At 72.6% G+C, this 22,993-nt stretch carries 21 protein-coding genes; 17 read left to right on the top strand and 4 right to left on the bottom strand.

What is annotated here, in order from left to right:
* The first annotated feature begins 19 nt into the window (after positions 1–19).
* The 5 genes from shc (at position 20) to ACFCY1_RS26710 (ending at position 7,192) form a co-directional block, all read left to right on the top strand.
* Complete coding sequence (shc, locus tag ACFCY1_RS26730) at positions 20–2,044, top strand: squalene--hopene cyclase (protein ID WP_049659813.1); 2,025 nt, start codon at positions 20–22, stop codon at positions 2,042–2,044.
* Positions 2,041–2,721, top strand: coding sequence for a hypothetical protein (locus ACFCY1_RS26725; protein ID WP_074004365.1), 681 nt, complete (start codon positions 2,041–2,043; stop codon positions 2,719–2,721). Before shc ends, ACFCY1_RS26725 begins: the two co-directional genes overlap by 4 nt.
* 2 nt (positions 2,722–2,723) lie before the next feature.
* Positions 2,724–3,752: an adenosyl-hopene transferase HpnH gene (gene hpnH / locus ACFCY1_RS26720; protein WP_049649487.1), complete on the top strand. Its 1,029-nt coding sequence runs from the start codon at positions 2,724–2,726 to the stop codon at positions 3,750–3,752.
* 139 nt (positions 3,753–3,891) lie between these two features.
* Positions 3,892–5,802, top strand: coding sequence for a 1-deoxy-D-xylulose-5-phosphate synthase (dxs, locus tag ACFCY1_RS26715; RefSeq protein ID WP_049649488.1), 1,911 nt, complete (start codon positions 3,892–3,894; stop codon positions 5,800–5,802).
* Positions 5,792–7,192 carry an aspartate aminotransferase family protein gene (locus ACFCY1_RS26710; RefSeq protein ID WP_049649489.1) on the top strand — a complete coding sequence of 467 codons (1,401 nt, stop codon included), beginning with the start codon at positions 5,792–5,794 and terminating at the stop codon, positions 7,190–7,192. The genes dxs and ACFCY1_RS26710 overlap by 11 nt, the downstream gene beginning before the upstream one ends.
* 110 nt (positions 7,193–7,302) lie before the next feature.
* Here the strand turns inward: ACFCY1_RS26710 and ACFCY1_RS26705 are convergent, their stop codons facing one another.
* Positions 7,303–7,575, bottom strand: a complete 273-nt coding sequence (locus tag ACFCY1_RS26705) for a DUF6343 family protein (protein ID WP_375876302.1) — start codon at positions 7,573–7,575, stop codon at positions 7,303–7,305.
* A 75-nt stretch (positions 7,576–7,650) separates the two neighbouring features.
* Between ACFCY1_RS26705 and ACFCY1_RS26700 the strand changes: the two genes are divergently transcribed.
* Positions 7,651–7,908, top strand: coding sequence for an I78 family peptidase inhibitor (locus ACFCY1_RS26700; protein WP_375876301.1), 258 nt, complete (start codon positions 7,651–7,653; stop codon positions 7,906–7,908).
* Positions 7,909–7,950: 42 nt separating this feature from the next.
* On the opposite strand, the gene ACFCY1_RS26695 is transcribed toward ACFCY1_RS26700, so the two are convergent.
* Both ACFCY1_RS26695 and fabG read right to left on the bottom strand, forming a co-directional pair.
* On the bottom strand, positions 7,951–8,760 hold the full coding sequence (locus ACFCY1_RS26695) for a phosphatase PAP2 family protein (protein WP_241853035.1): 810 nt from the start codon (positions 8,758–8,760) through the stop codon (positions 7,951–7,953).
* A gap of 231 nt (positions 8,761–8,991) precedes the next feature.
* Positions 8,992–9,759, bottom strand: a complete 768-nt coding sequence (gene fabG, locus ACFCY1_RS26690; RefSeq protein WP_049649491.1) for a 3-oxoacyl-ACP reductase FabG — start codon at positions 9,757–9,759, stop codon at positions 8,992–8,994.
* A 445-nt stretch (positions 9,760–10,204) separates the two neighbouring features.
* Between fabG and ACFCY1_RS26685 the strand changes: the two genes are divergently transcribed.
* Positions 10,205–11,029 (top strand): MarR family winged helix-turn-helix transcriptional regulator, encoded by an 825-nt coding sequence (locus ACFCY1_RS26685; protein ID WP_375876300.1) that lies wholly within the window; start codon positions 10,205–10,207, stop codon positions 11,027–11,029.
* A 193-nt stretch (positions 11,030–11,222) separates the two neighbouring features.
* Here ACFCY1_RS26685 and ACFCY1_RS26680 read toward each other — a convergent pair whose 3' ends face one another.
* Positions 11,223–12,089 carry an aldo/keto reductase gene (locus tag ACFCY1_RS26680; RefSeq protein WP_375876299.1) on the bottom strand — a complete coding sequence of 289 codons (867 nt, stop codon included), beginning with the start codon at positions 12,087–12,089 and terminating at the stop codon, positions 11,223–11,225.
* A gap of 607 nt (positions 12,090–12,696) precedes the next feature.
* On the opposite strand from ACFCY1_RS26680, the gene ACFCY1_RS26675 reads away from it, so the two are divergent.
* The 10 genes from ACFCY1_RS26675 (at position 12,697) to ACFCY1_RS26630 (ending at position 22,962) form a co-directional block, all read left to right on the top strand.
* On the top strand, positions 12,697–14,472 hold the full coding sequence (locus tag ACFCY1_RS26675; RefSeq protein ID WP_375876298.1) for an ABC transporter transmembrane domain-containing protein: 1,776 nt from the start codon (positions 12,697–12,699) through the stop codon (positions 14,470–14,472).
* Between the two features lie 43 nt (positions 14,473–14,515).
* On the top strand, positions 14,516–16,288 hold the full coding sequence (locus ACFCY1_RS26670) for an ABC transporter ATP-binding protein (RefSeq protein ID WP_375876297.1): 1,773 nt from the start codon (positions 14,516–14,518) through the stop codon (positions 16,286–16,288).
* Between the two features lie 156 nt (positions 16,289–16,444).
* Entirely contained in the window at positions 16,445–16,690 is a 246-nt protein-coding gene (locus ACFCY1_RS26665; protein WP_049649495.1) for a lipopolysaccharide assembly protein LapA domain-containing protein, read from the top strand.
* Between the two features lie 47 nt (positions 16,691–16,737).
* Positions 16,738–17,466: an amino acid ABC transporter ATP-binding protein gene (locus ACFCY1_RS26660; protein ID WP_375876311.1), complete on the top strand. Its 729-nt coding sequence runs from the start codon at positions 16,738–16,740 to the stop codon at positions 17,464–17,466.
* A 66-nt stretch (positions 17,467–17,532) separates the two neighbouring features.
* On the top strand, positions 17,533–18,435 hold the full coding sequence (locus tag ACFCY1_RS26655) for a glutamate ABC transporter substrate-binding protein (RefSeq protein WP_117492530.1): 903 nt from the start codon (positions 17,533–17,535) through the stop codon (positions 18,433–18,435).
* A gap of 12 nt (positions 18,436–18,447) precedes the next feature.
* Positions 18,448–19,092 (top strand): amino acid ABC transporter permease, encoded by a 645-nt coding sequence (locus tag ACFCY1_RS26650; RefSeq protein WP_074004373.1) that lies wholly within the window; start codon positions 18,448–18,450, stop codon positions 19,090–19,092.
* Positions 19,089–19,958 (top strand): amino acid ABC transporter permease, encoded by an 870-nt coding sequence (locus ACFCY1_RS26645; RefSeq protein ID WP_375876296.1) that lies wholly within the window; start codon positions 19,089–19,091, stop codon positions 19,956–19,958. Before ACFCY1_RS26650 ends, ACFCY1_RS26645 begins: the two co-directional genes overlap by 4 nt.
* Before the next feature lie 201 nt (positions 19,959–20,159).
* Positions 20,160–21,065 (top strand): LysR family transcriptional regulator, encoded by a 906-nt coding sequence (locus tag ACFCY1_RS26640; protein WP_049649505.1) that lies wholly within the window; start codon positions 20,160–20,162, stop codon positions 21,063–21,065.
* Positions 21,066–21,188: 123 nt separating this feature from the next.
* Positions 21,189–21,770 (top strand): cysteine dioxygenase family protein, encoded by a 582-nt coding sequence (locus ACFCY1_RS26635; RefSeq protein WP_117492524.1) that lies wholly within the window; start codon positions 21,189–21,191, stop codon positions 21,768–21,770.
* Positions 21,771–21,828: 58 nt separating this feature from the next.
* Positions 21,829–22,962, top strand: a complete 1,134-nt coding sequence (locus tag ACFCY1_RS26630) for a YeiH family protein (protein WP_375876310.1) — start codon at positions 21,829–21,831, stop codon at positions 22,960–22,962.
* The last annotated feature ends 31 nt before the right edge of the window (positions 22,963–22,993 follow it).

Raw genomic sequence — 22,993 nt, 5'->3', positions numbered from 1 at the left:
CGATTCCGAGCCGGTCGCGGTGGGCGACCGCCCCCCGGCCCTGCTGGGCACGGGGCGGTGGCAGCCCGAGGACACCGACCAGCCGCGGCCGGCCGGTGAGACGGACCACGGACCGGCCGACGCGCGGGAGGCCCTGGCCCGCGCCACCACCCACCTGCTCTCCCTGCAGTCGTCCGAGGGCTGGTGGAAGGGCGACCTGGAGACCAACGTCACCATGGACGCCGAGGACTTACTGCTCCGCCAGTTCCTGGGAATCCGCACCGAGGAGCAGACCCGCGCCACCGCCGAATGGATCCGCTCCCAGCAGCGCGAGGACGGCACCTGGTCCACCTTCCACGGCGGGCCGCCCGAGCTGTCCACCACCGTCGAGGCGTACGTCGCCCTCAAACTTGCCGGGGACGACCCGGAAGCCCCGCACATGCTGGCCGCCGCGCGCTACGTCCGCTCCGCCGGGGGCATCGCGGCCGCCCGGGTGTTCACCCGGATCTGGCTCGCCCTGTTCGGCTGGTGGCCCTGGGAACGGCTGCCCGAGATGCCGCCCGAGATCATCTTCCTGCCCAGGTGGCTGCCGCTGAACATCTACGCCTTCGGCTGCTGGGCCCGCCAGACCATCGTCCCGCTGACGGTCGTCTCCTCCCACCGCCCGGTCCGTCCGGCGCCCTTCCCGCTCACCGAGCTGCACACCGACCCGAACGACCCGTACCCCCACCGGCCGCTCGCCCCCGCCACCACCTGGGACGGCCTGTTCGAACGCCTCGACAAGGCGCTGCACGCCTACCACCGCCGGGCCTTCCGCCCGCTGCGCCGACTGGCCCTCTCGCAGGCCTGCCGCTGGATCGTCGAACGCCAGGAAGCCGACGGCTGCTGGGGCGGCATCCAGCCCCCCGCCGTCTACTCGCTCATCGCCCTGCACCTGGAGGGCTACGAGCTGGAGCACCCGGTGATGAAGGCCGGACTCTCCTCCTTCGACCGCTTCACCGTGCACACCGAGGACGGCAAGCGCTGGCTGGAGGCCTGCCAGTCCCCGGTCTGGGACACCTGCCTGGCCACCATCGCCCTGGTCGACGCCGGGGTGCCGGCCGACCACCCGGCGCTGGTCTCCGCCGTCGACTGGATGCTCGGCGAGGAGATCCGCAAGCCCGGCGACTGGACCGTGAAGCGGCCCGGGCTCGCCCCCGGCGGCTGGGCCTTCGAGTTCGAGAACGACACCTACCCCGACATCGACGACACCGCCGAGGTGGTGCTCGCGCTGCGCCGGGTCGCCCACCCCGACCCGGCCAAGGTCGACGGGGCGGTGGACCGGGGCGTGCTGTGGAACCTCGGCATGCAGTCCAAGAACGGCGCCTGGGGCGCCTTCGACGTGGACAACACCAGCACGCTGCCCAACAAGCTGCCGTTCTGCGACTTCGGCGAGGTGGTCGACCCGCCGTCCGCCGACGTCACCGCGCACGTGGTGGAGATGCTCGCCGAGACCGGCCGCTCCCGCGACCCCCGGACCAGGCGCGGCATCGAGTGGCTGCTGCGCAACCAGGAGGCGGACGGCTCCTGGTTCGGCCGCTGGGGCACCAACTACATCTACGGCACCGGTTCGGTGCTGCCCGCCCTGGTGGCGGCCGGCGTCCCCGACGAGCACCCGGCGATCCGCCGGGCGGTGCGCTGGCTGGAGGACCGGCAGAACGCCGACGGCGGCTGGGGCGAGGACATGCGCTCCTACGACGACCCGGCGCGCTGGGCCGGGCGCGGCGACTCCACCGCCTCGCAGACCGCGTGGGCGCTGATGGCGCTGCTCGCGGCCGGCGAGGGGCCCAAGGACCGGGCCAACCCGGCGGTGGAGCGCGGCGCGGAGTGGCTGGTGCGCACCCAGCTGCCCGAGGGCACCTGGGACGAGCCGCAGTTCACCGGCACCGGCTTCCCGTGGGACTTCTCCATCAACTACCACCTGTACCGGCTGGTCTTCCCGGTCACCGCGCTCGGCCGCTACCTCAACGGCGCCCCGGGCACGATCCGGGCCGACGGAACCCCGGCGATCGGGACGGCGCGGTGACCACCGCGCCCCTGCTGGTGCTCTGCGCCCTGGGCCCCGAGGTCTGGGCCCTGCGCGGCGGCGACTGGCGCGGTGCGACCGGAGGGTCCCCGGTGCTGGTGCGCACCGGGGTCGGCCGGCGCCGCGCCGGGCTGGCCGTCCGGCGCCTGCTCGGCTCCGCGCCCAGCGGCTACGGCGCCGTGGTGGTGGCCGGCTTCGGCGCCGCGCTCGGCCCGGGCGTCCTGCCTGGCGACGTGGTCGCCGCCGACGGCGTGCGCGACGCCGAGGGCCACCTGTACCCGCTCGACTCCGGCGCGGAGCTCACCCGGGCGCTGAAGGAGCGCGGCCTGACCGTGCACACCGGCGTGCACCACACCGCCGACCACGTGGTGCGCGGCATCGAACGGCGGGCGCTGCACCTCCAAGGCGCGCTCGCCGTCGACATGGAGGCCGCCGCCGTCCTGGCCGCGCTGCGCGAGGTCCGGCCCGTGCTGCCGGCGGCCGTCCTGCGGGTGGTGGTGGACACGCCCGAGCACGAGCTGCTGCGGCCCGGCACCCTCCCGGCCGGGGTGCGCGCCTGGCGGACCCTGCGGGCGACGGTACCCGCCCTCGTCGACTGGTACCGGCAGGAGCGCGCGCCCGGCTCCGTAGACCTGAACCACCCCACATCCTCGACGCTCCCCCAGGAGGCGAGCTAGCCATGGCCATGCCGTTGCGCCAGACCGTGCGGGTCGGCACCTACCTCATGCAGCAGAAGCTGCTCAAGCGCCGGGACAAGTTCCCGCTGATCGTGGAGCTGGAACCGCTCTTCGCCTGCAACCTCGCCTGTGAGGGCTGCGGCAAGATCCAGCACCCGGCGGGTGTCCTGAAGCAGCGGATGCCCGTCGCCCAGGCGGTCGGCGCGGTCCTGGAGTCGGGTGCCCCGATGGTCTCGATCGCCGGCGGCGAGCCGCTGATGCACCCGCAGATCGACGAGATCGTCCGGCAGCTGGTCGAGCGCCGCAAGTACGTGTTCCTCTGCACCAACGCGCTGCTGATGCGCAAGAAGATGGACAAGTTCACGCCCTCGCCGTACTTCACCTTCGCGGTGCACATCGACGGCATGCGCGAGCGGCACGACGAGTCGGTGGCCAAGGAGGGCACCTTCGACGAGGCCGTGGCCGCGATCAAGGAGGCCAAGCGGCGCGGCTTCCGGGTCACCACCAACAGCACCTTCTTCAACACCGACACCCCGCAGACCGTCATCGAGGTGCTGGACTACCTCAACGACGAGCTCAAGGTGGACGAGATGATGATCTCGCCCGCCTACGCCTACGAGAAGGCCCCCGACCAGGAGCACTTCCTCGGCGTCGAGCAGACCAGGGCGCTCTTCCGCGCGGCCTTCGCCGACGGCAACCGCAAGCGCTGGCGCCTCAACCACAGCCCGCTCTTCCTGGACTTCCTGGAGGGCAAGGCCGACTTCGAGTGCACCCCCTGGGGCATCCCCAACTACTCGCTGTTCGGCTGGCAGCGGCCCTGCTACCTGATGGCCGACGGCTACGTGCCGACCTACCGCGAGCTGGTCGAGAAGACCGACTGGAGCAAGTACGGCCGCGGCAAGGACCCGCGCTGCGAGAACTGCATGGCCCACTGCGGCTACGAGCCGACCGCCGTCCTCGCGACGATGGGCTCGCTGCAGCAGTCGCTGCGCGCCATCACCGAGACCGTCAACGGCAACAAGGGCCGCTGAGCGGGGAGCCGACCTCCGGGTCGGCGCCCCGGGCCCCGGGCCCCGCGCCCGGGGCCGGCTCCGCCCCCGCAGCCAGGCCGGCCCGCGCCCGGGCCGGGTGGAGGCACCACCGCACCGCTCCGAGTCGTGAGGTGAACCCATGTCACTGCTCTCCCGCGTCACGTCCCCGGCCGAGCTGCGCAAGCTCCCGGCCGTCGAACTGCCCCTGCTCGCCGACGAGATCCGCGACTTCCTGATCGAGGCCGTCACCCGCACCGGCGGCCACCTCGGGCCCAACCTCGGCGTGGTGGAGCTGACCATCGCGCTGCACCGGGTCTTCGACTCGCCGTACGACCGGATCGTCTTCGACACCGGCCACCAGAGCTACGTCCACAAACTGCTCACCGGCCGCCAGGACTTCAGCCGGCTGCGGATGCGCGGCGGACTCTCCGGGTACCCCGCGCGGGGCGAGTCCGAGCACGACCTGGTCGAGAACTCGCACGCCTCCACGGCGCTCTCCTACGCCGACGGCCTGGCCAAGGCGGCCCGGCTGCTCGGCCAGCACGACCGGCACACCGTCGCGGTGATCGGCGACGGCGCCCTCACCGGCGGGCTCGCCTGGGAGGCGCTCAACAACATCGCCGAGGCGCGCGACCGGCCGCTGGTCATCGTCGTCAACGACAACGAGCGCTCCTACGCCAGGACCATCGGCGGCCTCGCCAACCACCTGGCCACCCTGCGCACCACCCAGGGCTACGAGCGCTTCCTCGCCCTGGGCAAGGAGGCCCTGCAGCGCACCCCGCTGGTCGGCCAGCCGATCTTCGACGCGCTGCACGGCGCCAAGAAGGGGTTCAAGGACGCCTTCGCCCCGCAGGGCATGTTCGAGGACCTCGGCCTCAAGTACCTCGGGCCGATCGACGGCCACGACCTGGGCGCGGTCGAACAGGCGCTGCGCCAGGCCCGCAACTTCGGCGGACCGGTCATCGTGCACTGCCTGACCGTCAAGGGCCGCGGCTACCGGCCGGCCGAGCAGGACGAGGCCGACCGCTTCCACGCCGTCAACCCGATCGACCCGTACACCTGCCTGCCGATCTCGCCCAGCGGAGGGGTCTCCTGGACCTCGGTGTTCGGGGACGAGCTGCTCACCCTCGGAGCCGAGCGGCCGGACCTCGTGGCGATCACCGCGGCCATGCTCCAGCCGGTGGGCCTGGCCCCGTTCGCCAAGGCCTACCCGGAGCGGACCTTCGACGTCGGGATCGCCGAGCAGCATGCCGTCACCAGCGCGGCGGGGCTGGCCACCGGCGGACTGCACCCGGTGGTCGCGGTCTACGCGACCTTCCTCAACCGGGCCTTCGACCAGGTGCTGATGGACGTCGCCCTGCACCGGCTGGGCGTCACCTTCGTGCTCGACCGCTCCGGGGTGACCGGGCCGGACGGCGCCTCGCACAACGGCATGTGGGACATGTCGATCCTCCAGGTCGTCCCCGGCCTGCGGCTCGCCGCGCCGCGCGACGCGGAACAGCTGCGCGCCCAGCTGCGCGAGGCCGTCGAGGTCGGCGACGCCCCGACCGTCGTCCGCTTCCCGAAGGGGAACGTCGGGCCCGCGGTGCCGGCCGTCGAGCGGACCGGCGGGGTGGACGTGCTGCTGCGCACCGGGCGGGCGCCGGAGATCCTGCTGGTCGCCGTCGGCACCACCGCCTCCGCCTGCCTGGACGCGGCCCGGCTGCTGCTCGCCGAGGGCTTCACCGCGACCGTGGTCGACCCGCGCTGGGTCAAGCCGGTCGACCCGGTGCTGCCCGAACTCGCCGCCGCCCACCGGCTGGTGGTCACCGTCGAGGACAACGGCCGTACCGGAGGCGTCGGTTCGGCCGTCGCCCAGGCGCTGCGCGACGCCGACGTGGACGTGCCGGTGCGGGTGCTCGGCCTGCCCCAGGAGTTCCTCGGCCACGCCTCGCGCGGGGAGATCCTGGAGGAGGCGGGGCTGACCGGGACCGGGGTCGCCGCCCAGACCGCCGTCTTCGCCAAGAACCTGCTACCGACCCGAGGAGCGAACCCGCGCCATGCCGGCTGAACCAGACCGCCCCGCCTTCGACCTCGCCGCGCTGATCGCCGAACGCGGCGGCGAGCGCTACGAGTTGCACGGCCGCTACCTCAACCCGCAGCTGCCGCGGATGCTGCGCACCATCGGCTTCGACAGGTACTACGAGCGCGCCCGGGGCCAGTACTTCTACGACGCCGAGGGCAACGAGTACCTCGACATGCTGGCCGGCTTCGGCATCTTCGCGCTCGGCCGCCACCACCCGGTGGTGCGCTCGGCGGTCCAGCAGGTGATGGACCTCGACCTGCCGGACCTGGTCCGCTTCGACTGCTCACCGCTGCCCGGGCTGCTGGCCGAGCGGCTGCTGTCGTACGCGCCCGGACTGGACCGGGTGTTCTTCGGCAACAGTGGCACCGAAGCGGTGGAGACGGCGCTCAAGTTCGCCCGGTACGCCACCGGACGGAAGCGGATCCTGTACGCCGACCACGCCTTCCACGGGCTGACCACCGGCTCGCTCTCCGTCAACGGGGAGAGCGGCTTCCGCAAGGGCTTCGACCCGCTGCTGCCGGACACCGCCGTCCCGCTCGGCGATCTCGGCGCGCTGGCCAAGGAGTTGAAGCGCGGCGACGTCGCGGGGCTGATCGTCGAGCCGATCCAGGGCAAGGGCGTCCAGGCGCCGCCGCCCGGCTGGCTGCGGGCCGCCCAGGCGCTGCTCCACGAGCACCGGGCGCTGCTGATCTGCGACGAGGTGCAGACCGGCATCGGCCGCACCGGCGAGTTCTTCGCCTACCAGCACGAGGAAGGCGTGCTGCCGGACCTGGTCTGCGCCGCCAAGGCGCTGTCCGGCGGGTACGTGCCGGTCGGGGCGACGCTCGGCAAGGGCTGGATCTTCGAGAAGGTGTACTCCTCGATGGACCGGGTGCTGGTGCACTCGGCCAGCTTCGGGTCCAACGCCCAGGCCATGGCGGCCGGGCTGGCGACCCTGGAGGTGATGGGCGACGAGCAGGTGGTGGAGAACGCCCGCAAGGTGGGCGACTACTTCCGTGGACGGCTGACCGCGCTGGTCGACCAGTACGAGCTGCTCGCCGAGGTGCGCGGGCGCGGGCTGATGATCGGGATCGAGTTCGGCCGGCCCAAGTCGCTGAAGCTGCGCACCGGTTGGACCGCGCTCCAGGCGGCGCGCAAGGGGCTGTTCGCGCAGATGGTGGTCGTGCCGCTGCTGCAGCGGCACCGCATCCTGACCCAGGTGTCGGGGGACCACCTGGAAGTGATCAAGCTGATCCCCCCGCTGATCATCACCGAGCGTGACGTGGACCGGTTCGTGGACGCCTTCACCGAGATCATGGACGAGGCCCACCGGGGGAGCGGGTTGATGTGGGACTTCGGGCGGACGTTGGTGAAGCAGGCGGTCGGCGGGCGCTGAGGCTGCCGGGGCCACTGGGGTCGGGATCATGGGTGGCACGGTGTGGGAAGTCGACGGCACGGAGTGGGAAGTCGGCGGGGTCGACTTCCCACTCCGTGGGAGACACCGCGTCAGAGCTCGGTCCGGCGGCGCCGGATGACAACCACGAGATCGACGGCGGCGAACAGGGTGAGCAGGCCGCAGGCCACGGCGAAGCCGGTGAGGGTGCCCCGGCTGGGCGCGCCGTAGGCGGGCGAGACGGCCGCCCAGACGGCGAAGCCCGCCGTGGCCAGCGCGAACAACGGGGTGAAGGTGAGCGAGAGCAGGTAGCGGAGCTTGAGGTCGCTGCGGGCGGTGGCCGGCTCGGTGCCGCTGCGCCAGCGGCGCGGGGTGGTGGTGCGCATGCCGTTCACCTCCGGACCGCGTGGGTCGGGCTACGATTCCAGCGTACGTCCGAGGAGCGAGCCGGGGGAGGCGCGATGTCGGGTTCGGACGCGGTGGGGGCGGGGTCTGGTGCGGCGGGTTCGGGTTCGGGCTCCGGTGCGGGGGCGGCGGGTCAGGACGGCGAGGGGTACGCGGGGCTGCGGATCGAGCGGGCCCGGGAGTTGGCCCGGCGGCACGGCTGGGCGTCGGTCCGGGTGCTGGAGCCGGGGGACCTGATGACCATGGAGTACCGGCAGGGGCGGCTCAACCTCGCGGTGCGCAACGGTGTGGTCGAGCGCAGTTGGGAGGGGTAGGACCGTGGTGACCCGTCGGCTCTGGTTCGGGCGGGCCCGGGTTCAGCAGAGCAGGTGCCGGCGGCCGAAGCGCCGGTGGAGCCGCTGTTCGGCGGCGGCGACCAGGGGTTCCAGCAGCGGCAGCGAGAGCAGGACGAGCAGTCCGGCGGCCCAGCCGGCCAGGACGTCGGTGACCCAGTGGGTGCCCAGGTAGACCGTGGTCAGACCGATCGAGCAGGCGGTGGCGGCGGCGATCACCGCACCGGTCCGTCGCCAGCGGACGGCGAGGTAGGCGAGCACGCCCCAGGTGACCACCGCGTTGGCGGTGTGGCCGGAGGGGAAGATGGTGCCGCCGGAGAAGAGCTCGGGCGAGCCGACGTACTGCGCGTAGTGCGGGCCGAGCCGGCCGGTGACGATCTTGACCGCGCCGACGGTGACGTTGAGCAACAACAGCGCGATGCCCATGACCAGCAGCGGGCGCAGTCGGCCGAGGCGGTGGGCCCGCCAGCCGAGCCAGACGAAGGCGGCGATCGCCGACGGCCCGCGCTGCCCGGCGACCACCCAGGTGTCGAGCAGCGGCTCCAGTCGGGGCCACCGCTCGTAGGGGCGCAGCAGCCGGACCGACCAGTCGAGGTCGACCAGCGCGGTGTTGAGCAGGACACCGGCCAGCACCAGCAGGTAGCCGGCCAGGGTGACGGCGAGGAGGGCGGCCTGCCGTCGGCTCATCGGCGGCCAGCCGGGCTCGCCGGGGTCGGGGCCGAGCGGGGCGAGGTGGCGCGCGGGGGCGGTGGGACGGTCCAGGCGGCCGGTCTCGGCGGTGCGGCGCTCCGGCCCCTGGCGCGGAAGGGGAACGGGGGTACTTCTGGATTGCACGGGGTGACCTTACCCATCCGGACAGGGCTATTCCGGTGGTAATTGTCATTTTCCCGGGAAATCGACAATTGGGCCGACCAGGGGTGGTCCGAGGGGTGATTTCCGCTATTTCAGGATCGAAAACCAGTGTGGTCGTCGAATGGTTCTGCAAAAGCCCCGGTAAAGCAAACGGAGTGGGAGGCCGGTGCGCCCGGCTTCCCACTCCGTGGTAACCCTGTGTAGGTTCCGTGCTCAGTCGAGGGGGCCGCCCGCGACGTAGATCACCTGGCCGGAGACGAAGCCGGCGCCCTCGCTCGCGAGGAACGCGATGGTGTGGGCGACGTCCTCGGGCTGACCGACCCGCTGGACCGGGATCTGAGAGGCTGCGGCCCGCTTGAAGTCTTCGAAGTCCATGCCGACCCGGGCCGCGGTGGCTGCTGTCATGTCCGTGGCGATGAAGCCCGGGGCGACCGCGTTGGCCGTGATGCCGAACTTGCCCAGCTCGATGGCCAAAGTCTTGGTGAAGCCCTGGAGACCGGCCTTGGCGGCCGAGTAGTTGGCCTGGCCGCGGTTGCCCTGGGCCGAGGACGAGGACAGGTTGACGATGCGGCCGAAACCGGCGTCGACCATGTGCTTCTGCACCGCGCGGGTCATCAGGAAGGCGCCGCGGAGGTGAACGTTGATGACCGTGTCCCAGTCGGACTCGGACATCTTGAAGAGCAGGTTGTCGCGGAGCACACCCGCGTTGTTCACCAGGACGACGGGGGCGCCGAGCTCGGCGGCCACCCGGTCGACGGCGGCCTGGACCTGCTCGGCGTCCGAGACGTCGGCGCCGACGGCGAGCGCCCTGCCGCCGGCGGCGGTGATCCGGTCGACGGTCTCCTTGCCGGCCGCTTCGTCCAGGTCCAGGACGGCGACCGCGTAGCCGTCGGCGGCCAGTCGGACGGCGGTGGCGGCGCCCAGGCCGCGGGCGGCGCCGGTCACGACGGCGACCCGGGGGGCGGTGCTCTGCTCGGTCATGCTCGCTCTCGTCTCTCTCGGGAGTGCCTCCCGGGGAGAGCCCCCGGAGAGGGTGGCCACACCCTACCGGCGGGTAGGGGGAGCGGCCAGGGTGGAGAGACGCAGGTGACGGTGGGTAAGGACCGACCGGTCGGCTTTCTGCTGAGAACGGGTTACTGCAAGCTGTTCGCAGCGAGTAAATATGCCAATGTTGCCGAACCTGCGTCTACTATCCGCCCCTGCCTGCCAGCAAGGGCCCGCCGTTTGTATAGTGTCCGCCAGCAGCCACCGGCTGCACGGCTGGAGCGCCCTCCCTCATAGCTGGACGCCCACTCGCCGTTACTGCCCCACCCGGGTGTCCCACACACACCGGGTGTGACATCGGGACGGATACATGGTGCTGGGGGAGATCCCGACAACCCGCGTGTCTACGCGACTGCAGCAGTCGCCAGGACACCTGATTCGCGTGGCACAGCAGGTCCACACCCGCTTGTGGTCCGAACACGTCGGAGCCGATCTCACGGCTCCGCAGTTCGCCGTGCTGCTGGTCCTGGCCCTGGAACCGGGTGCGGACCAGCGGACGGTCGGCGAGCGGGCCTCGCTCGACAAGGCCACGATGGCCGAGATGGTCGCGCGGCTGGTCCGTCGTGGCCTGGTGCTGCGCAGGCGCGACCCGGCCGACGGCCGGCGCAAGCTGCTGGCCCTCTCGCAGGGCGGCGCCCAGGCGGTGCGCGAGGCCACCGGTGGTGTGGTCCGCGTTCAGCGCGTCCTGTTCGAACCGCTCACGGCGGAGGAACAGGTCGAGATCGTCCGGGTGATGGCCAAGATAGCCAGGCTGGAGCCCGCGGCGGTCGCCGTCATCACCGACGCGCGGCCGATACTGGACGCCCAGCGGGCGATCGGCTACCTGATCAGGGTGGGCCAGCAGGTGCACACCAAGCTCTGGTCGGAGCACGTGGGCGCCGAGCTGACGGCTCCGCAGTACGCGGTGCTGGACGCGTTGGAGCTGGAACCGGGCGCCGACCAGCGCACGGTCGGCGAGCTGGCCTCGCTGGACAAGGCCACGATGGCCGAGATGGTCAGCCGGCTGGTGCGCCGCGGTCTGGTGCAGCGTCGGCGCGACCCCTCGGACGGACGGCGCAACCTGCTCTCGCTCTCACCGGCGGGACAGGACCTGCTGCACCGCTCGGCCGCTGGGGTGGCCGAGGTCCAGCGGCTGCTGCTGGCACCGCTGGAGGAGGGTGAGCACGAGGCCGCGCTCGCGCTCATCGCCAAGGCGGGCAGGCTGTAGGTCAAAAGTTCGCCACCGTAGCCAAAACGATTCGCCAAAACGCTGAGGGTCCATGGCCATGGGCTTTGGCGCATCGGGGCACACCGAAGGCCGCCCGCTCCTGTAGAGGTGCGGGCGGTCTTCGTGCGACCGGTGGTCAGCCGGTCGGGTGCTCAGACGGTTCGGGGGCCCGGGAGCCGGGACCCCGGGCGCGTCAGTTCCAGTCGAACTCCTGCGGGTCCGGGCCGATCCGCTTGCCGGTGGCCACGGCGGCGATCGCCGCGAGGTCCTCGGCGTCCAGCTCGAAGCCGGCGACGTCCAGGTTCTCCCGGATCCGGGACGGGGTGACCGACTTCGGGATGGCGATCACACCGCTCTGGAGGTGCCAGCGCAGCACCACCTGGGCGACCGTGCGGCCGTGCTTCTCGGCGATCTTCACCAGTGCGGGCTCGGCGAGCAGCTCCTTGCCCTGGCCCAGCGGGCTCCACGCCTCGGTGGCGATGCCGTGCTCGGCGTGGAACGCGCGCAGCTCCGTCTGCGGGAAGTACGGGTGCAGCTCGACCTGGTTCAGGGCCGGGGCGACGGAGGCCTCGTCCAGCAGGCGCGTCAGCTGCTCGGTGCCGAAGTTGGAGACGCCGATCGACTTGACCTTGCCGTCCGCCTTCAGCTGCTCGAAGGCCTTCCAGATGTTCAGGTAGCTGTCGCCGTGCATCGGGCGCGGCCAGTGGATCAGGTACAGGTCGAGCTGGTCGAGGCCGAGCTTGGCCAGCGAGGCGTCGAACTCGCGCAGCACCGCGTCGCGGCCCTGCTCGCCGGACCAGTCGCGGGTGCCCGAGTTCCACAGCTTGGTGGTGACGTAGAAGTCCTCGCGGGCCACGCCGCCCGCCAGCGCCTCGGTGATCGCCGCGCCGGTGCCGGCCTCGTTCTCGTAGATGGCCGCGGTGTCGATGGAGCGGTAGCCCGCCTCGATCGCGGCGCGGACGGCGGGGGTGGCCTCGGCGTCCGGGACCTGCCACACGCCGAAGCCGAGCTGCGGGATCTGCGCGCCGTCGTTGAGGGTGACGGTGGGGATGCTGCTCACGGGAAGAGGTGCCCTCCTGATTGTCCTGCTGTTCCAGTGGGGGCAACTGGTGTCCCGGTGTGATTGTTCCCGCCGAACGGGCGAATCTTGGGTGAAGCTTTGCGGGGGTTTGGCCTGGGCGGCGGCCGGCCGGTGACGGGGCGGAACCGCCCTGGTGGGGGACGTGCGGGGGGCTCGCGGGAAGCCTGCCGGGAGCCCGCGGGGGCGCACAGGGGGAGTGCGGGCCCGGCGCGTGGCGGGCGGGGCGTGGCACGCGCGGTCGGCGGAGGAAAAACCTGTTGCGCGGATCACATCGAGGTTGGCAGGCTCGCGGCCATGACCTCCTGACTTCCGGGCCCTTCGTGCCCATTCCATGTCCGTCCGGTGTCCGCTCCGGACGCAGCGTCGATGTCGCGCCGGGCGCCGTGCCGCAGCGCCGCGCATCCTCCGCCCGCCGGCCCGGGCCGCCTGCCGTTCGGCCGCCGTGCGTGCTGTGCGCACGGTGCTGAGGCGTTCCGTGCGCCCTGGTCCCCCTGCTTCCCGGTTCCCGGCTCCCCTTGCTTCCTGGCTCCCCCGCACCCCCGTGCGCCCGTGCCCCGCACCCGCGCACCGCTCGTATCGGAGTGTCATGCTGCTCACCCCCCTGCCGCTGGCCGATCCCGGCCGTCCCGACCTCTCCTCACCCCTGGCCTTCCTGCGCTGGCTGCAGCGCGGCCAGCGGCGCGGGCAGCTGCTCGCCACCCTCTGGGCGCTGATCGAGATGGGGGGCCAGGCCGCCCTGCCGATACCGCTCGGGCTCGGCGTGCAGGCCGCCGTGGACGGCGACGCCGGCGGGATCTGGCGGGCCGCCGGGCTCCTCCTGCTGCTGGGCGCGGGCGCTTCGGTCGGCACCGTGCTGTTGCACCGCCAGGCGGTCTGGAACTGGATCCACGCGGCCACCCACGTACGGCAGTTGGTGGCCCGGCAGGCCTCGCACCTCGGCGCCGGGCTGTCCCGCCGGATCGCCACCGGCGAGGTCGTCGCGGTCGGCAGCGGGGACGTCGAGCGGATCGGCTGGTACGTCGAGCTGGTCGCCCGGGTCCGGTCCGCGGTGATCGTCTGGCTGGCCGTCAGCGTGGTGGTCCTGACGGTCGATCCGGTGCTCGGGGCCGGGGTGCTGCTCGGCGTCCCGGTGCTGGCGGCCTCCGTCTGGCCGCTGATCGGGCCGTTCGAGCGGCGCTACGAGCAGCAGCGCGCCCTCGGCGGCAAGGCCACCGAGCTGGCGGCCGACACCGTCGCGGGGCTGCGGGTGCTGCGCGGCATCGGCGGCGAGGAGCTGTTCCTGGAGCGGTACCGGGCCGCGTCCCAGAAGGTCCGGGCGGCGGCCGTCCGGTCGTCCCGGATCTGGTCGCTGATGCAGGCCCAACAGGTGCTGCTGCCCGGCCTGTTCGTGGTCGGCGTCACCTGGTACGGCGCCCGGCTGGTGGCCTCCGGCGAGCTCGCCGTCGGCACCCTGATCGCGGTGTACGGCGCGACGGCCTTCCTGGCCGCTCCGCTGCGCATCCTCGGTGAGGCGGCGCACGCCTGGAGCGTGGCCCGGGTCTCCGCCGGGCGGGCCGTCCGGGTGCTCTCGCTGGACCGGACCACCGGTACGGCCGAAGCCGCGCTGGCCAGGCCGGACAAGGCCGACCTGCACGACCCGGCGAGCGGGCTGACGGCGCGGGCCGGCGAGCTGACCGCGGTGGTCTGCGGGGACCCGGACTACGCCGGGGCGCTGGCCGAGCGGCTCGGCGGCCACGTGCCGTTGGCCGAGGGCGAACGGGCAGAGGCCTCGGCGCGGCTCGGCGGCACGGAGCTGGACGCGGTGCCGTTGGCCGAGGCCAGGGCGGCGGTGCTGGTCCACGACAAGGAGCCGGTGCTGCTCTCCGGCACGCTGGCCGAGCTGTTCGACATCCCGTCCTCGGGGCGGGTCCCGGCGGCCGAGGCCCTCGCGGCGGCCCGGTCCGACGACGTGCTGGAGGCCCTGGTGGAGGGCTCGCCGGAGTGCGGGGGAGACCCGATGCGCGCCCGGATCACCGAGCGCGGACGCTCGCTCTCCGGCGGACAGCGCCAGCGGCTCGCGCTGGCCCGCGCCCTGCTGGCGGACCCTCCGGTGCTGGTGCTGGACGAGCCCACCAGCGCGGTGGACGCGCACACCGAGTCGCGGATCGCCTCCGGGCTGCGGGACACCCGAGCCGGCCGCACCACCGTGGTGTTCGCGACCAGCCCGCTGCTGCTCGACCAGGCGGACCGGGTGGTGCTGCTGCAGGAGGGCCGGGTCGTCGCGGCCGGGCGGCACCGTGAGCTGATGCGGACCGAGCCGGCCTACCGGGCCGTGGTCACCCGCGACGAGGAAGCGGCCCGCCCGGTGGGTGGGGCCGTATGAGGACCACCGTCAACTTCCCTGCCACGCACGCGAGGAGTACGTCATGAAGCCCCCCGTCCAGGAGGAGCAGGGGCCGGCCACCACCCTGCCGGTCGGCTCCCCGGCCGCCGTGCGCGGGTACCTGCTGCTGCTCGCGCGGCGGCACCGCCGCGGGTTCTCCGCGGTGGTGACACTGCACTCGACGGCCACGCTGGCCGGGCTGGTCGGCCCCTGGGTGCTCGGCCGCCTGGTCGAGTCGCTGGCCACCGGGACGGCCGGGTCCACCATCACGGTGGCGGTCGCCTGGTACCTGCTGGCCCTGGTGGCGCAGGCGGCGTTCACCGGCTGGTCGCGGATGCGCGGCGCGGTGCTCGGAGAGAAGGTGCTGGCCGACCTGCGCGAGGACTTCCTGGTCCGCTCGGTGGCCCTGCCGACCGGGGTGCTGGAGCGGGCCGGCACCGGGGACCTGGTCTCCCGGGGCACCACCGACATCGACCGGCTGGACAAGTCGGTGCGCGAGGCGGTTCCCGAACTCGCCGTCGCCGTGGTGTCGTTGCTCCTGGTGCTCGGTGCGCTGCTGGTCACCTCGCCGCTGCTCGCACTGACCTCGCTGGTCGGCCTGCCATTGCTGCTGGTCAGCTCCCGCTGGTACTTCCGGCGCGCGCCGCAGTCCTACCGCAGCGAGTCGGCCGGGTACGCGGCGGTGAGCAACGTGCTGGCCGAGACGGTCGACGCCGGGCGGACGGTCGAGGCCCTGCGGCTGGGCGACCAGCGGGTCCGGCTGACCGACCGCAAGCTGCGCGAGTGGCTGGCCTGGGAGCGGTACACCCTGTGGCTGCGCTCGGTCTGGTTCCCGACCATCGACGCGGTCTACACCTCGGCGGTGCTCGCCACCCTGGTGCTCGGCGGGCTGTTCACCCTCCGGGGCTGGATCACCGTGGGCCAGTTGACCACCGGCGTGCTCTACGCGCAGATGCTGACCGGCCCGGTGGACCTGATCCTGCGCTGGTACGACGAGCTCCAGATCGGCCAGGCCTCGTTGGCCCGGCTGGTCGGCGTGCGCGAGGTGCCGGAGCACGAGGGGGACGAGTCCGCTCGGCCGGACGGCCGTCGGGTCGAGGCGAAGGACGTCCGGTTCGGCTACCGGGAGGGCGCCGACGTCCTGCACGGCATCAGCCTGGACGTCGCCCCGGGCAGCCGGGTCGCGCTGGTCGGGCCGTCGGGCGCGGGCAAGTCCACGCTCGGCCGGCTGCTGGCGGGGATCTACGCCCCCGGCCGCGGCAGCGTGACCCTCGGCGGTGCGGCGCTGGCGCGGATGCCGGCCGAGCGGGTGCGCGCGCAGGTCGCCCTGGTGAACCAGGAGCACCACGTCTTCGTCGGCACCCTGCGGGACAACCTGCGGCTGGCCGCTCCCGACGCGGACGACACCGAGCTGCGGGCCGCGCTGGACGCGGTGGAGGCCGGGGCCTGGGTGGACGCCCTGTCGGAGGGCCTGGACACCGAGGTCGGCTCCGGCGGCACCTCGCTGACCCCGCCGCAGGCCCAGCAGCTGGCGCTGGCCCGGCTGGTGCTGGCCGATCCGCACACCCTGGTGCTGGACGAGGCCACCTCCCTGCTGGACCCGCGGGCCGCCCGGCACCTGGAGCGCTCGCTCTCCAGGGTGCTGGAGGGCCGGACGGTCATCGCCATCGCCCACCGGCTGCACACCGCGCACGACGCGGACGTGATCGCGGTGGTCGAGGGCGGGCGGATCAGCGAGTACGGCAGCCACCCGGACCTGGTCGCGGCGGGCGGTCCGTACGCGGCGCTCTGGCGGTCCTGGCGGGACGAGCGGTAGCGCGACGGCCCGGGGCGGGACGAGCGGGGAGCGGGCCGTCCCGCCAGGAGGGGGCTTCAAACCCGTACGGGGCCGGATTGCCCCGTACGGGTTACTCCCTGGCCCGGAGGGGCGCGTAACCGGGCAAATCGGCCGCCCGGCCCGCAGACTGCTCCGGTGACCAAGATTTCAGACGGCTCGTCCCGCTCCCCGCGCGGTGAGATCGGCGGGATTCCCACGCGCTACATCGGGATCGGCGCCATCGTCGTCCTCGCCGTGTGGTTCCTGTTCGCCAACCTCGACAAGGTCAAGATCCAGTTCTGGGTCTTCACCGTCACCGCGCCGCTCTGGATCGCGCTGCTGGCCACGCTGATCGCGGGCGTCGCGCTGGGCTGGCTGCTGAAGGGACGGCGCAGCAGGTGACCACAGCCCCCGGGCCGGCCCCGGCCGGCGCATCGGCCTTCACCCCGCTGATCGAGATGCGCGGGGTCAACAAGCACTTCGGGGACCTGCACGTGCTGCAGGACATCGAGCTGACGGTGGGACGCGGCGAGGTCGTCGTCGTCATCGGCCCGTCCGGCTCCGGCAAGTCCACCCTCTGCCGGGCCATCAACCGGCTGGAGCCGATCGAGAACGGCACCATCCTGATCGACGGCCGGCCGCTGCCCGAGGAGGGCAAGGGGTTGGCCAGGCTGCGCGCCGAGGTCGGCATGGTGTTCCAGTCCTTCAACCTGTTCGCGCACAAGACCGTGCTGCAGAACGTCTCGCTCGCGCAGATCAAGGTCCGCGGCCGGCCCAGGGCGGAGGCGGACGACAAGTCCCGCGCGCTGCTGGAGCGGGTGGGCCTCGCCGATCAGGCGGCCAAGTACCCGGCGCAGCTCTCCGGCGGGCAGCAGCAGCGGGTCGCGATCGCCCGCGCGTTGGCGATGGACCCCAAGGCGCTGCTGTTCGACGAGCCCACCTCGGCGCTCGACCCCGAGATGATCAACGAGGTGCTGGACGTCATGCGCCAGCTCGCGAGCGAGGGCATGACGATGATCGTGGTCACCCACGAGATGGGCTTCGCCCGGGCCTCCGCGAACCGGGTGGTGTTCATGGCCGACGGCCGGATCGTCGAGGACCGCGCCCCGGAGGACTTCTTCAGCGCTCCTGAGAGCGATCGTGCCCGGGACTTCCTGTCCAAGATCCTGAAGCACTGAGGCGGCGCCGTGAACCGTGAGACGACGCCGGCGGCGAGGCCCGCGGGAAGATCTGTGGGAAGGCCCGTGGCGCGGGCGGGGCGGCGCGTGCTCGCCGCCGCCCTGCTGTTCACCGCGCTGGTGGCGGGCTGCGGCAAGCCCGGCACCCCGCCGCCCAAGGGCCCGCAGCCCAGCGCCCTGCCCAGCTACCAGGTGCAGGACGCCTCCGCGATCACCGGCTCGCCGACCCTGGACGCCGCCCGCGGCCGGGGCCACCTGGTGGTCGGCGCCAAGGAGGACCAGCCGTACCTGGGCCAGAAGAACCCGGCCACCGGCGTGTACTCCGGCTTCGACATCGAGATCGCCAAGATGGTCGGCGCCTCGTTGGGCTTCCCGCCGGACCGGATCCAGTTCAAGACGATCGCCTCGGCCAACCGCGAGACCGCCCTGCAGAACGGCCAGGTGGACTACTACGTCGGCACCTACACCATCAACGACAACCGGAAGAAGCTGGTCGGCTTCGCCGGCCCGTACTTCATCGCCGGGCAGTCGCTGCTGGTGCGCAAGAACAACACCACCATCCACGGCCCGCAGGACCTGGACGGCAAGAAGGTCTGCTCGGCGGCCGGCTCGACGCCGTACCAGCGCATCCAGTCGCAGTACCCGAAGGCCAAGCTGATCGGCTACGACACCTACTCGGCCTGCGTGGACAACCTGATCACCAACCAGGTCGACGCGGTGACCACGGACAACGCGATCCTGCTCGGCTACGCGGCCAAGGTGCCGGACGAGCTCAAGGTGGTCGGCCCGCTGTTCTCGACCGAGCCGTACGGCATCGGGGTGCCGAAGAACGACACCGTGCTGCGCGGCGCGATCAACGACGCTCTGGAGCACCACATGCAGAACGGCGACTGGAGGAGGGCGTTCGAGGCGACCCTCGGCCTCTCCGGGGAGCCGGCGCCGAACCCGCCGCAGATCGACCGGTACTGAGAGGGCCGCGCCGTGAAAACGCTGACCGACAACTGGTCGACCTACTGGGACGGGTTCCTCGGCACGCTCTCGCTGTTCGCGGTGAGCGCCGTGCTGTCGCTGGTGCTGGGCGTGCTGATCGCGGGCTTCCGGGTCTCGCCGGTGAAGCCGCTGCGGGTGTTCGGGACGCTGTGGGTGACGGTGCTGCGCAACACGCCGCTGACCCTGCTGTTCTTCATCGTGGTGCTGGGCCTGCCCCGGTTCGACATCACCCTGCCCTTCTACACCTTCGCGGTGCTCGCGCTGGGCTGCTACACCTCGGCCTTCGTCTGCGAGTCGATGCGGTCGGGCATCAACACGGTGCCGACCGGGCAGGGCGAGGCGGCCCGCAGCCTCGGCATGAACTTCGGGCAGACGATGAGTCTGGTGGTGCTGCCGCAGGCGTACCGCTCGGTGGTGGCGCCGCTCGGCAGTGTGATGATCGCGCTGGCGAAGAACACGGCGATCGCCGGCTCGTTCAGCGTCACCGAGCTGCTGGGCACCTACCGGACCATCAACGAGCTGGGCTACAGCATCATCTGGACCTTCGTCTGGATCGCCGTCGGCTACCTGATCATCACCCTGGCCATCAGCGCCGTCTTCAACCTGCTGGAACGACGAGTGGCGGTGTCCCGATGACGGTCGAATCCTCGGCGCTGTACGACATCCCCGGCCCGAAGGCGCTCTCCCGGCACCGGCTGTACGGCGGGATCGCGCTGCTGCTGATCGCGGCGCTGATCGGCTGGGTGGTCTACATGCTCTTCCACACCCACCAGTTCACGTACGCCAAGTGGCAGCCCTTCGAGTACCGGGGCGTGCAGGACCTGCTGCTGCGCGGGCTCGGCAACACCTTGCAGGCCTTCGGCTGGACGGTGCTGTTCGCGCTGCCGTTCGGCGCGCTGTTCGCGGCCGGGCGGCTCTCCGACCACCGGGTGGTGCGCTGGCTCGCCACGCTGGTGGTGGAGTTCTTCCGGGCCATGCCGGTGCTGGTGATGATCTTCTTCGTCTTCGTCGCGCTCAAGGTGCAGCCGCTCTGGGCGCTGGTGGCCGGGCTGGTGCTCTACAACGGCTCGGTGCTGGCCGAGGTGTTCCGGGCCGGCGTGCTCGCGGTGCCCAAGGGGCAGCGGGAGGCGGCGTTCGCGCTGGGGATGCGCAAGACCCAGGTGATGACGTACGTCCTGGTGCCGCAGGCCAACCGGGCGATGCTGCCGGCCATCATCAGTCAGCTGGTGGTCGCGCTCAAGGACACCTCGCTGGGCTTCCTGATCACCTTCGAGGAGTTCCTGCACGCGGGCAAGCTGATCGCCACCAACCTGGACTACGACCTGCCGTTCATCCCGGTGGTGATGGTGATCGCGCCGATCTACATCGGCATGTGTCTGCTGCTCTCCTGGCTCGCCCGCTTCGTGGAGCGGCGCAGCCGGCGCAGTCCGAGCGCGCGGGGCGGGGCACCGGTGGCCAAGGCCGGGGTGCCGGTGGGGCTGCCGCCGTCGGCGCAGCAGTGAGGCCGGCGCGGCGGTGAGGTCGGTGCAGCTGTGAGAAGGCCGGTTCGGGGCTGAACCATAGGTACGGGTGGGGTTGGGGTCGGTACCTCCAAATTCCTCTTATGATTCTCGGGCGCCCGGGCGCGGCCCGTGGACGACCGGAGCGCGGCCGGAACGGGGCTGCCGACGGTGGACGAGAGGGCGGGAGGGACCATGGAGCCGGTGTTCGATTCGCGGCACATCAGGACGTTCCACGAGGTCGTCCGGGCCGGCTCCTACTCGGCCGCCGCCCGCGAACTGGGCTACACCCAGCCCGCCATCACCCAGCAGATGAAGGCGCTCGAACGCACCGTCGGCGTCCCGCTCTTCACCCGGGCCGGGCGCGGACTGCGGCTCACCGAGGCCGGCGAGGCGCTCTCCCGGCACGCCGAGCTGATCCTCGGCAGCATGTCCGCCGCCCAGCAGCAGCTCGCCGCGCTGGCCCGGCTGCGCGCCGGTCGGGTGCGGGTCTGCGCCTTCCCCAGCGCCAACGCCACCCTGATACCCCAGGCGATGGCCCGGCTGCTGGCCGAGCACCCCGGTGTGCGGGTCGAGCTGCTGGAGGCCGAGCCGCCGGACTCCGTCCAGCGGCTGCTGCGCGGGGAGTGCGACATCGCGCTGGCGTTCCGGTACCCCGGCGCAGCGGCCGAGGTGCCGGAGGGCGTGGACGAGATCCCGCTGATGGAGGACCTGCTCACGGTGCTGCTGCCGGTCGGGCACCCGCTCGGCCGCCGGCACGCCGTACGGCTGGCCGACCTCGGCGGCGAACGCTGGATCGCCGGCTGTCCGCGCTGCCGGGCCAACCTGCTGCACGTCTGTGCGGAGGAGGGCTTCGCGCCGGACATCGTCTTCTCCACCGACGACAACCTCGCGGTGCAGTCGCTCGTCGCCGCCGGGGTCGGGATCGCGCTGATGCCGGCGCTGGTGCTCTCCTTCATGTGCCACCGCAAGGTCACCGGGCGGGCCGTCGAGCCGCACCTGCGGCGGCAGGTGAGCGCGTACGTGCTGCGCGAGCACCGGCGGATCCCGGCCACCGGGCTGGTGCTGGACCACCTGCGGCAGGCGGCGGCGAGCCGGGTCGGGTGCTGACCCGTCGGCGGGCGACATGACCGACGAGCAAGGACTGCCACCCGCGACCTATAAGCGTTGATGGGGAGATTGCTTACAAACCCTCCTTGGACGTGATGGGTCCATAGGTTCGAACCTGCTGGGATGACACCCTCAGCCACGGTCGGCAGCGACCGGCTCACCGAGCGGATGACCGCGCTGATCAGTGAGATCCGCGCCGTCGTGGACCGCGGGCTCCCGCCGGAGCTCACCGCCTACCTGGTCGGCGAGCGCCTCGCCCCGCACCTGCACGCCGACCCGGACGGGCCCGACGCGCTGCTCACCCTCGCCCAGCGCGAGGGCGACCCGCAGCGCTACCGCCAGCACGTCCTGCACGCCGAGGGGGACGGCAGCTTCTCCGTCGTCGCCCTGGTCTGGCTGCCCGGGCAGCAGACCCCGATCCACGACCACGTCTCCTGGTGCGTGGCCGGCGTCCACCAGGGCCAGGAGAGCGAGACCCGCTACCGGCTGGTCTCCGACGGCCCCACCTCCCGGCTGGTCGAGACCGAGCACGTGGCCGGCCCGGCCGGCACCGTGGCCGCCTTCGCCCCGCCCGGCGACATCCACCTGGTGCGCAACTCCTGTAGCAGCACGGCGATCTCCATCCACGTCTACGGCGCGGACGTCTCGCGGCTCGGCACCAGCATCCGGCGGGTCTACCGGCTGCCCGCCGACCGGCAGCAGTGAGGGCGGCGTGGCACTGACCCTCAGGCACCGCACCGCCGGCACCCGCTCACTGCCCCCGATGCGCGGCGACGCCCCCGGGCTGCTGCTCGCGGCCCTCGGAGTGGCCGCCGCGCTGGGCATCCACGCGCTGGTGCCGGCCGTGCCCGAACTCACCGCCGCCGTCCTGCTCGGCATGCTGGTGGCCCACCTGCCCGGGCTGCGCCCGGTGGTCCGCGGGATCGCCCGGCCGGGGCTGTCCACGGCCGGGAAGCGGCTGATGCGGCTCGGGATCGTCCTGCTCGGGCTCAAGCTCAGCCTGGACGACGTGCTCGGCCTCGGCTGGGCCACCGTCGCCATGGTGCTCGCGGTGGTCGCGGCCACCTTCGCGGGCACGCTCTGGCTGGGTCGGCGGCTCGGCCTGCCCGGGGACCAGCCGCTGCTGGTCGCCACCGGGTACTCGATCTGCGGGGCCTCGGCGATCGGCGCGGTCAGCCAGGCGGCGGGCAGCGAGGAGGAGGACGTCGCGGCCTCGGTGGCGCTGGTGACCCTCTGCGGGACGCTGGCGATCGCCGTGCTGCCGCTGCTCCAGCACCCGCTCGGGCTCGGCGAGCTGGAGTTCGGGCGCTGGGTCGGGGCGAGCGTGCACGACGTCGGGCAGGTGGTCGCCACCGCGCAGACCGGCGGGGCCGGGGCGCTGCGCGAAGCGGTGCTGGTCAAGCTGATGCGCGTGGTGCTGCTGGCGCCGCTGGTCGCGGGGGTGGCCGTGGCGGTGCGGCGGAACCTGCGGGCGGCGCGGGTGGCGGCCTTGGCGGAGGTTCCGGTCGGGGCGCCGGTGGGCGCTCCGGTGGGGGTCTCAGCGGCGGGCGGGGCGGGTGAGGAGGGCGCGGCGGGCGCAGTGTCGGGCGATAAGTCGAGCGCGAAGCCGGCTGAGAAGTCGGTGAAGACCGGCAGCCGTCCGCCGATCGTGCCGCTGTTCGTGGCCGGGTTCCTCGCGATGATCGTCCTGCGGACCACCGGGGTGCTGCCCGAGCGGGCGCTCGACCTGGCCGCGGACGCCCAGGGGCTGCTGCTGGCCGCCGCGCTGTTCGGCCTGGGCAGTGCGGTGCACCTGCCGACCATGGCCCGCACCGGCGGGCGGATCGCCCTGCTCGGACTCGGGTCCTGGGTGGTCGTCGCGGGCGTCTCGTACGTCGGGGTGCTGGTCACGGCCTGACGGACCCGGGTGCGGACTCGGCTATTGTCGG

The sequence above is a fragment of the Kitasatospora sp. NPDC056273 genome (assembly GCF_042268845.1).
GTDB lineage: Bacteria > Actinomycetota > Actinomycetes > Streptomycetales > Streptomycetaceae > Kitasatospora.
Note: the sequence above shows the minus strand (reverse complement) of the source record. Positions and strands in the feature narration are given on the sequence as shown.

What these genes read in the sequence shown, in the direction of transcription:
- hpnH (WP_049649487.1), top strand. Translation starts at nt 2,724, where the DNA reads ATGGCCATGCCGTTGCGCCAGACCGTGCGGGTCGGCACCTACCTCATG.
- dxs (WP_049649488.1), top strand. Translation starts at nt 3,892, where the DNA reads ATGTCACTGCTCTCCCGCGTCACGTCCCCGGCCGAGCTGCGCAAGCTC.
- ACFCY1_RS26710 (WP_049649489.1), top strand. Translation starts at nt 5,792, where the DNA reads ATGCCGGCTGAACCAGACCGCCCCGCCTTCGACCTCGCCGCGCTGATC.
- ACFCY1_RS26705 (WP_375876302.1), bottom strand. Translation starts at nt 7,575, where the DNA reads ATGCGCACCACCACCCCGCGCCGCTGGCGCAGCGGCACCGAGCCGGCC.
- ACFCY1_RS26700 (WP_375876301.1), top strand. Translation starts at nt 7,651, where the DNA reads ATGTCGGGTTCGGACGCGGTGGGGGCGGGGTCTGGTGCGGCGGGTTCG.
- fabG (WP_049649491.1), bottom strand. Translation starts at nt 9,759, where the DNA reads ATGACCGAGCAGAGCACCGCCCCCCGGGTCGCCGTCGTGACCGGCGCC.
- ACFCY1_RS26675 (WP_375876298.1), top strand. Translation starts at nt 12,697, where the DNA reads ATGCTGCTCACCCCCCTGCCGCTGGCCGATCCCGGCCGTCCCGACCTC.
- ACFCY1_RS26670 (WP_375876297.1), top strand. Translation starts at nt 14,516, where the DNA reads ATGAAGCCCCCCGTCCAGGAGGAGCAGGGGCCGGCCACCACCCTGCCG.
- ACFCY1_RS26645 (WP_375876296.1), top strand. Translation starts at nt 19,089, where the DNA reads ATGACGGTCGAATCCTCGGCGCTGTACGACATCCCCGGCCCGAAGGCG.
- ACFCY1_RS26635 (WP_117492524.1), top strand. Translation starts at nt 21,189, where the DNA reads ATGACACCCTCAGCCACGGTCGGCAGCGACCGGCTCACCGAGCGGATG.
- ACFCY1_RS26630 (WP_375876310.1), top strand. Translation starts at nt 21,829, where the DNA reads ATGCGCGGCGACGCCCCCGGGCTGCTGCTCGCGGCCCTCGGAGTGGCC.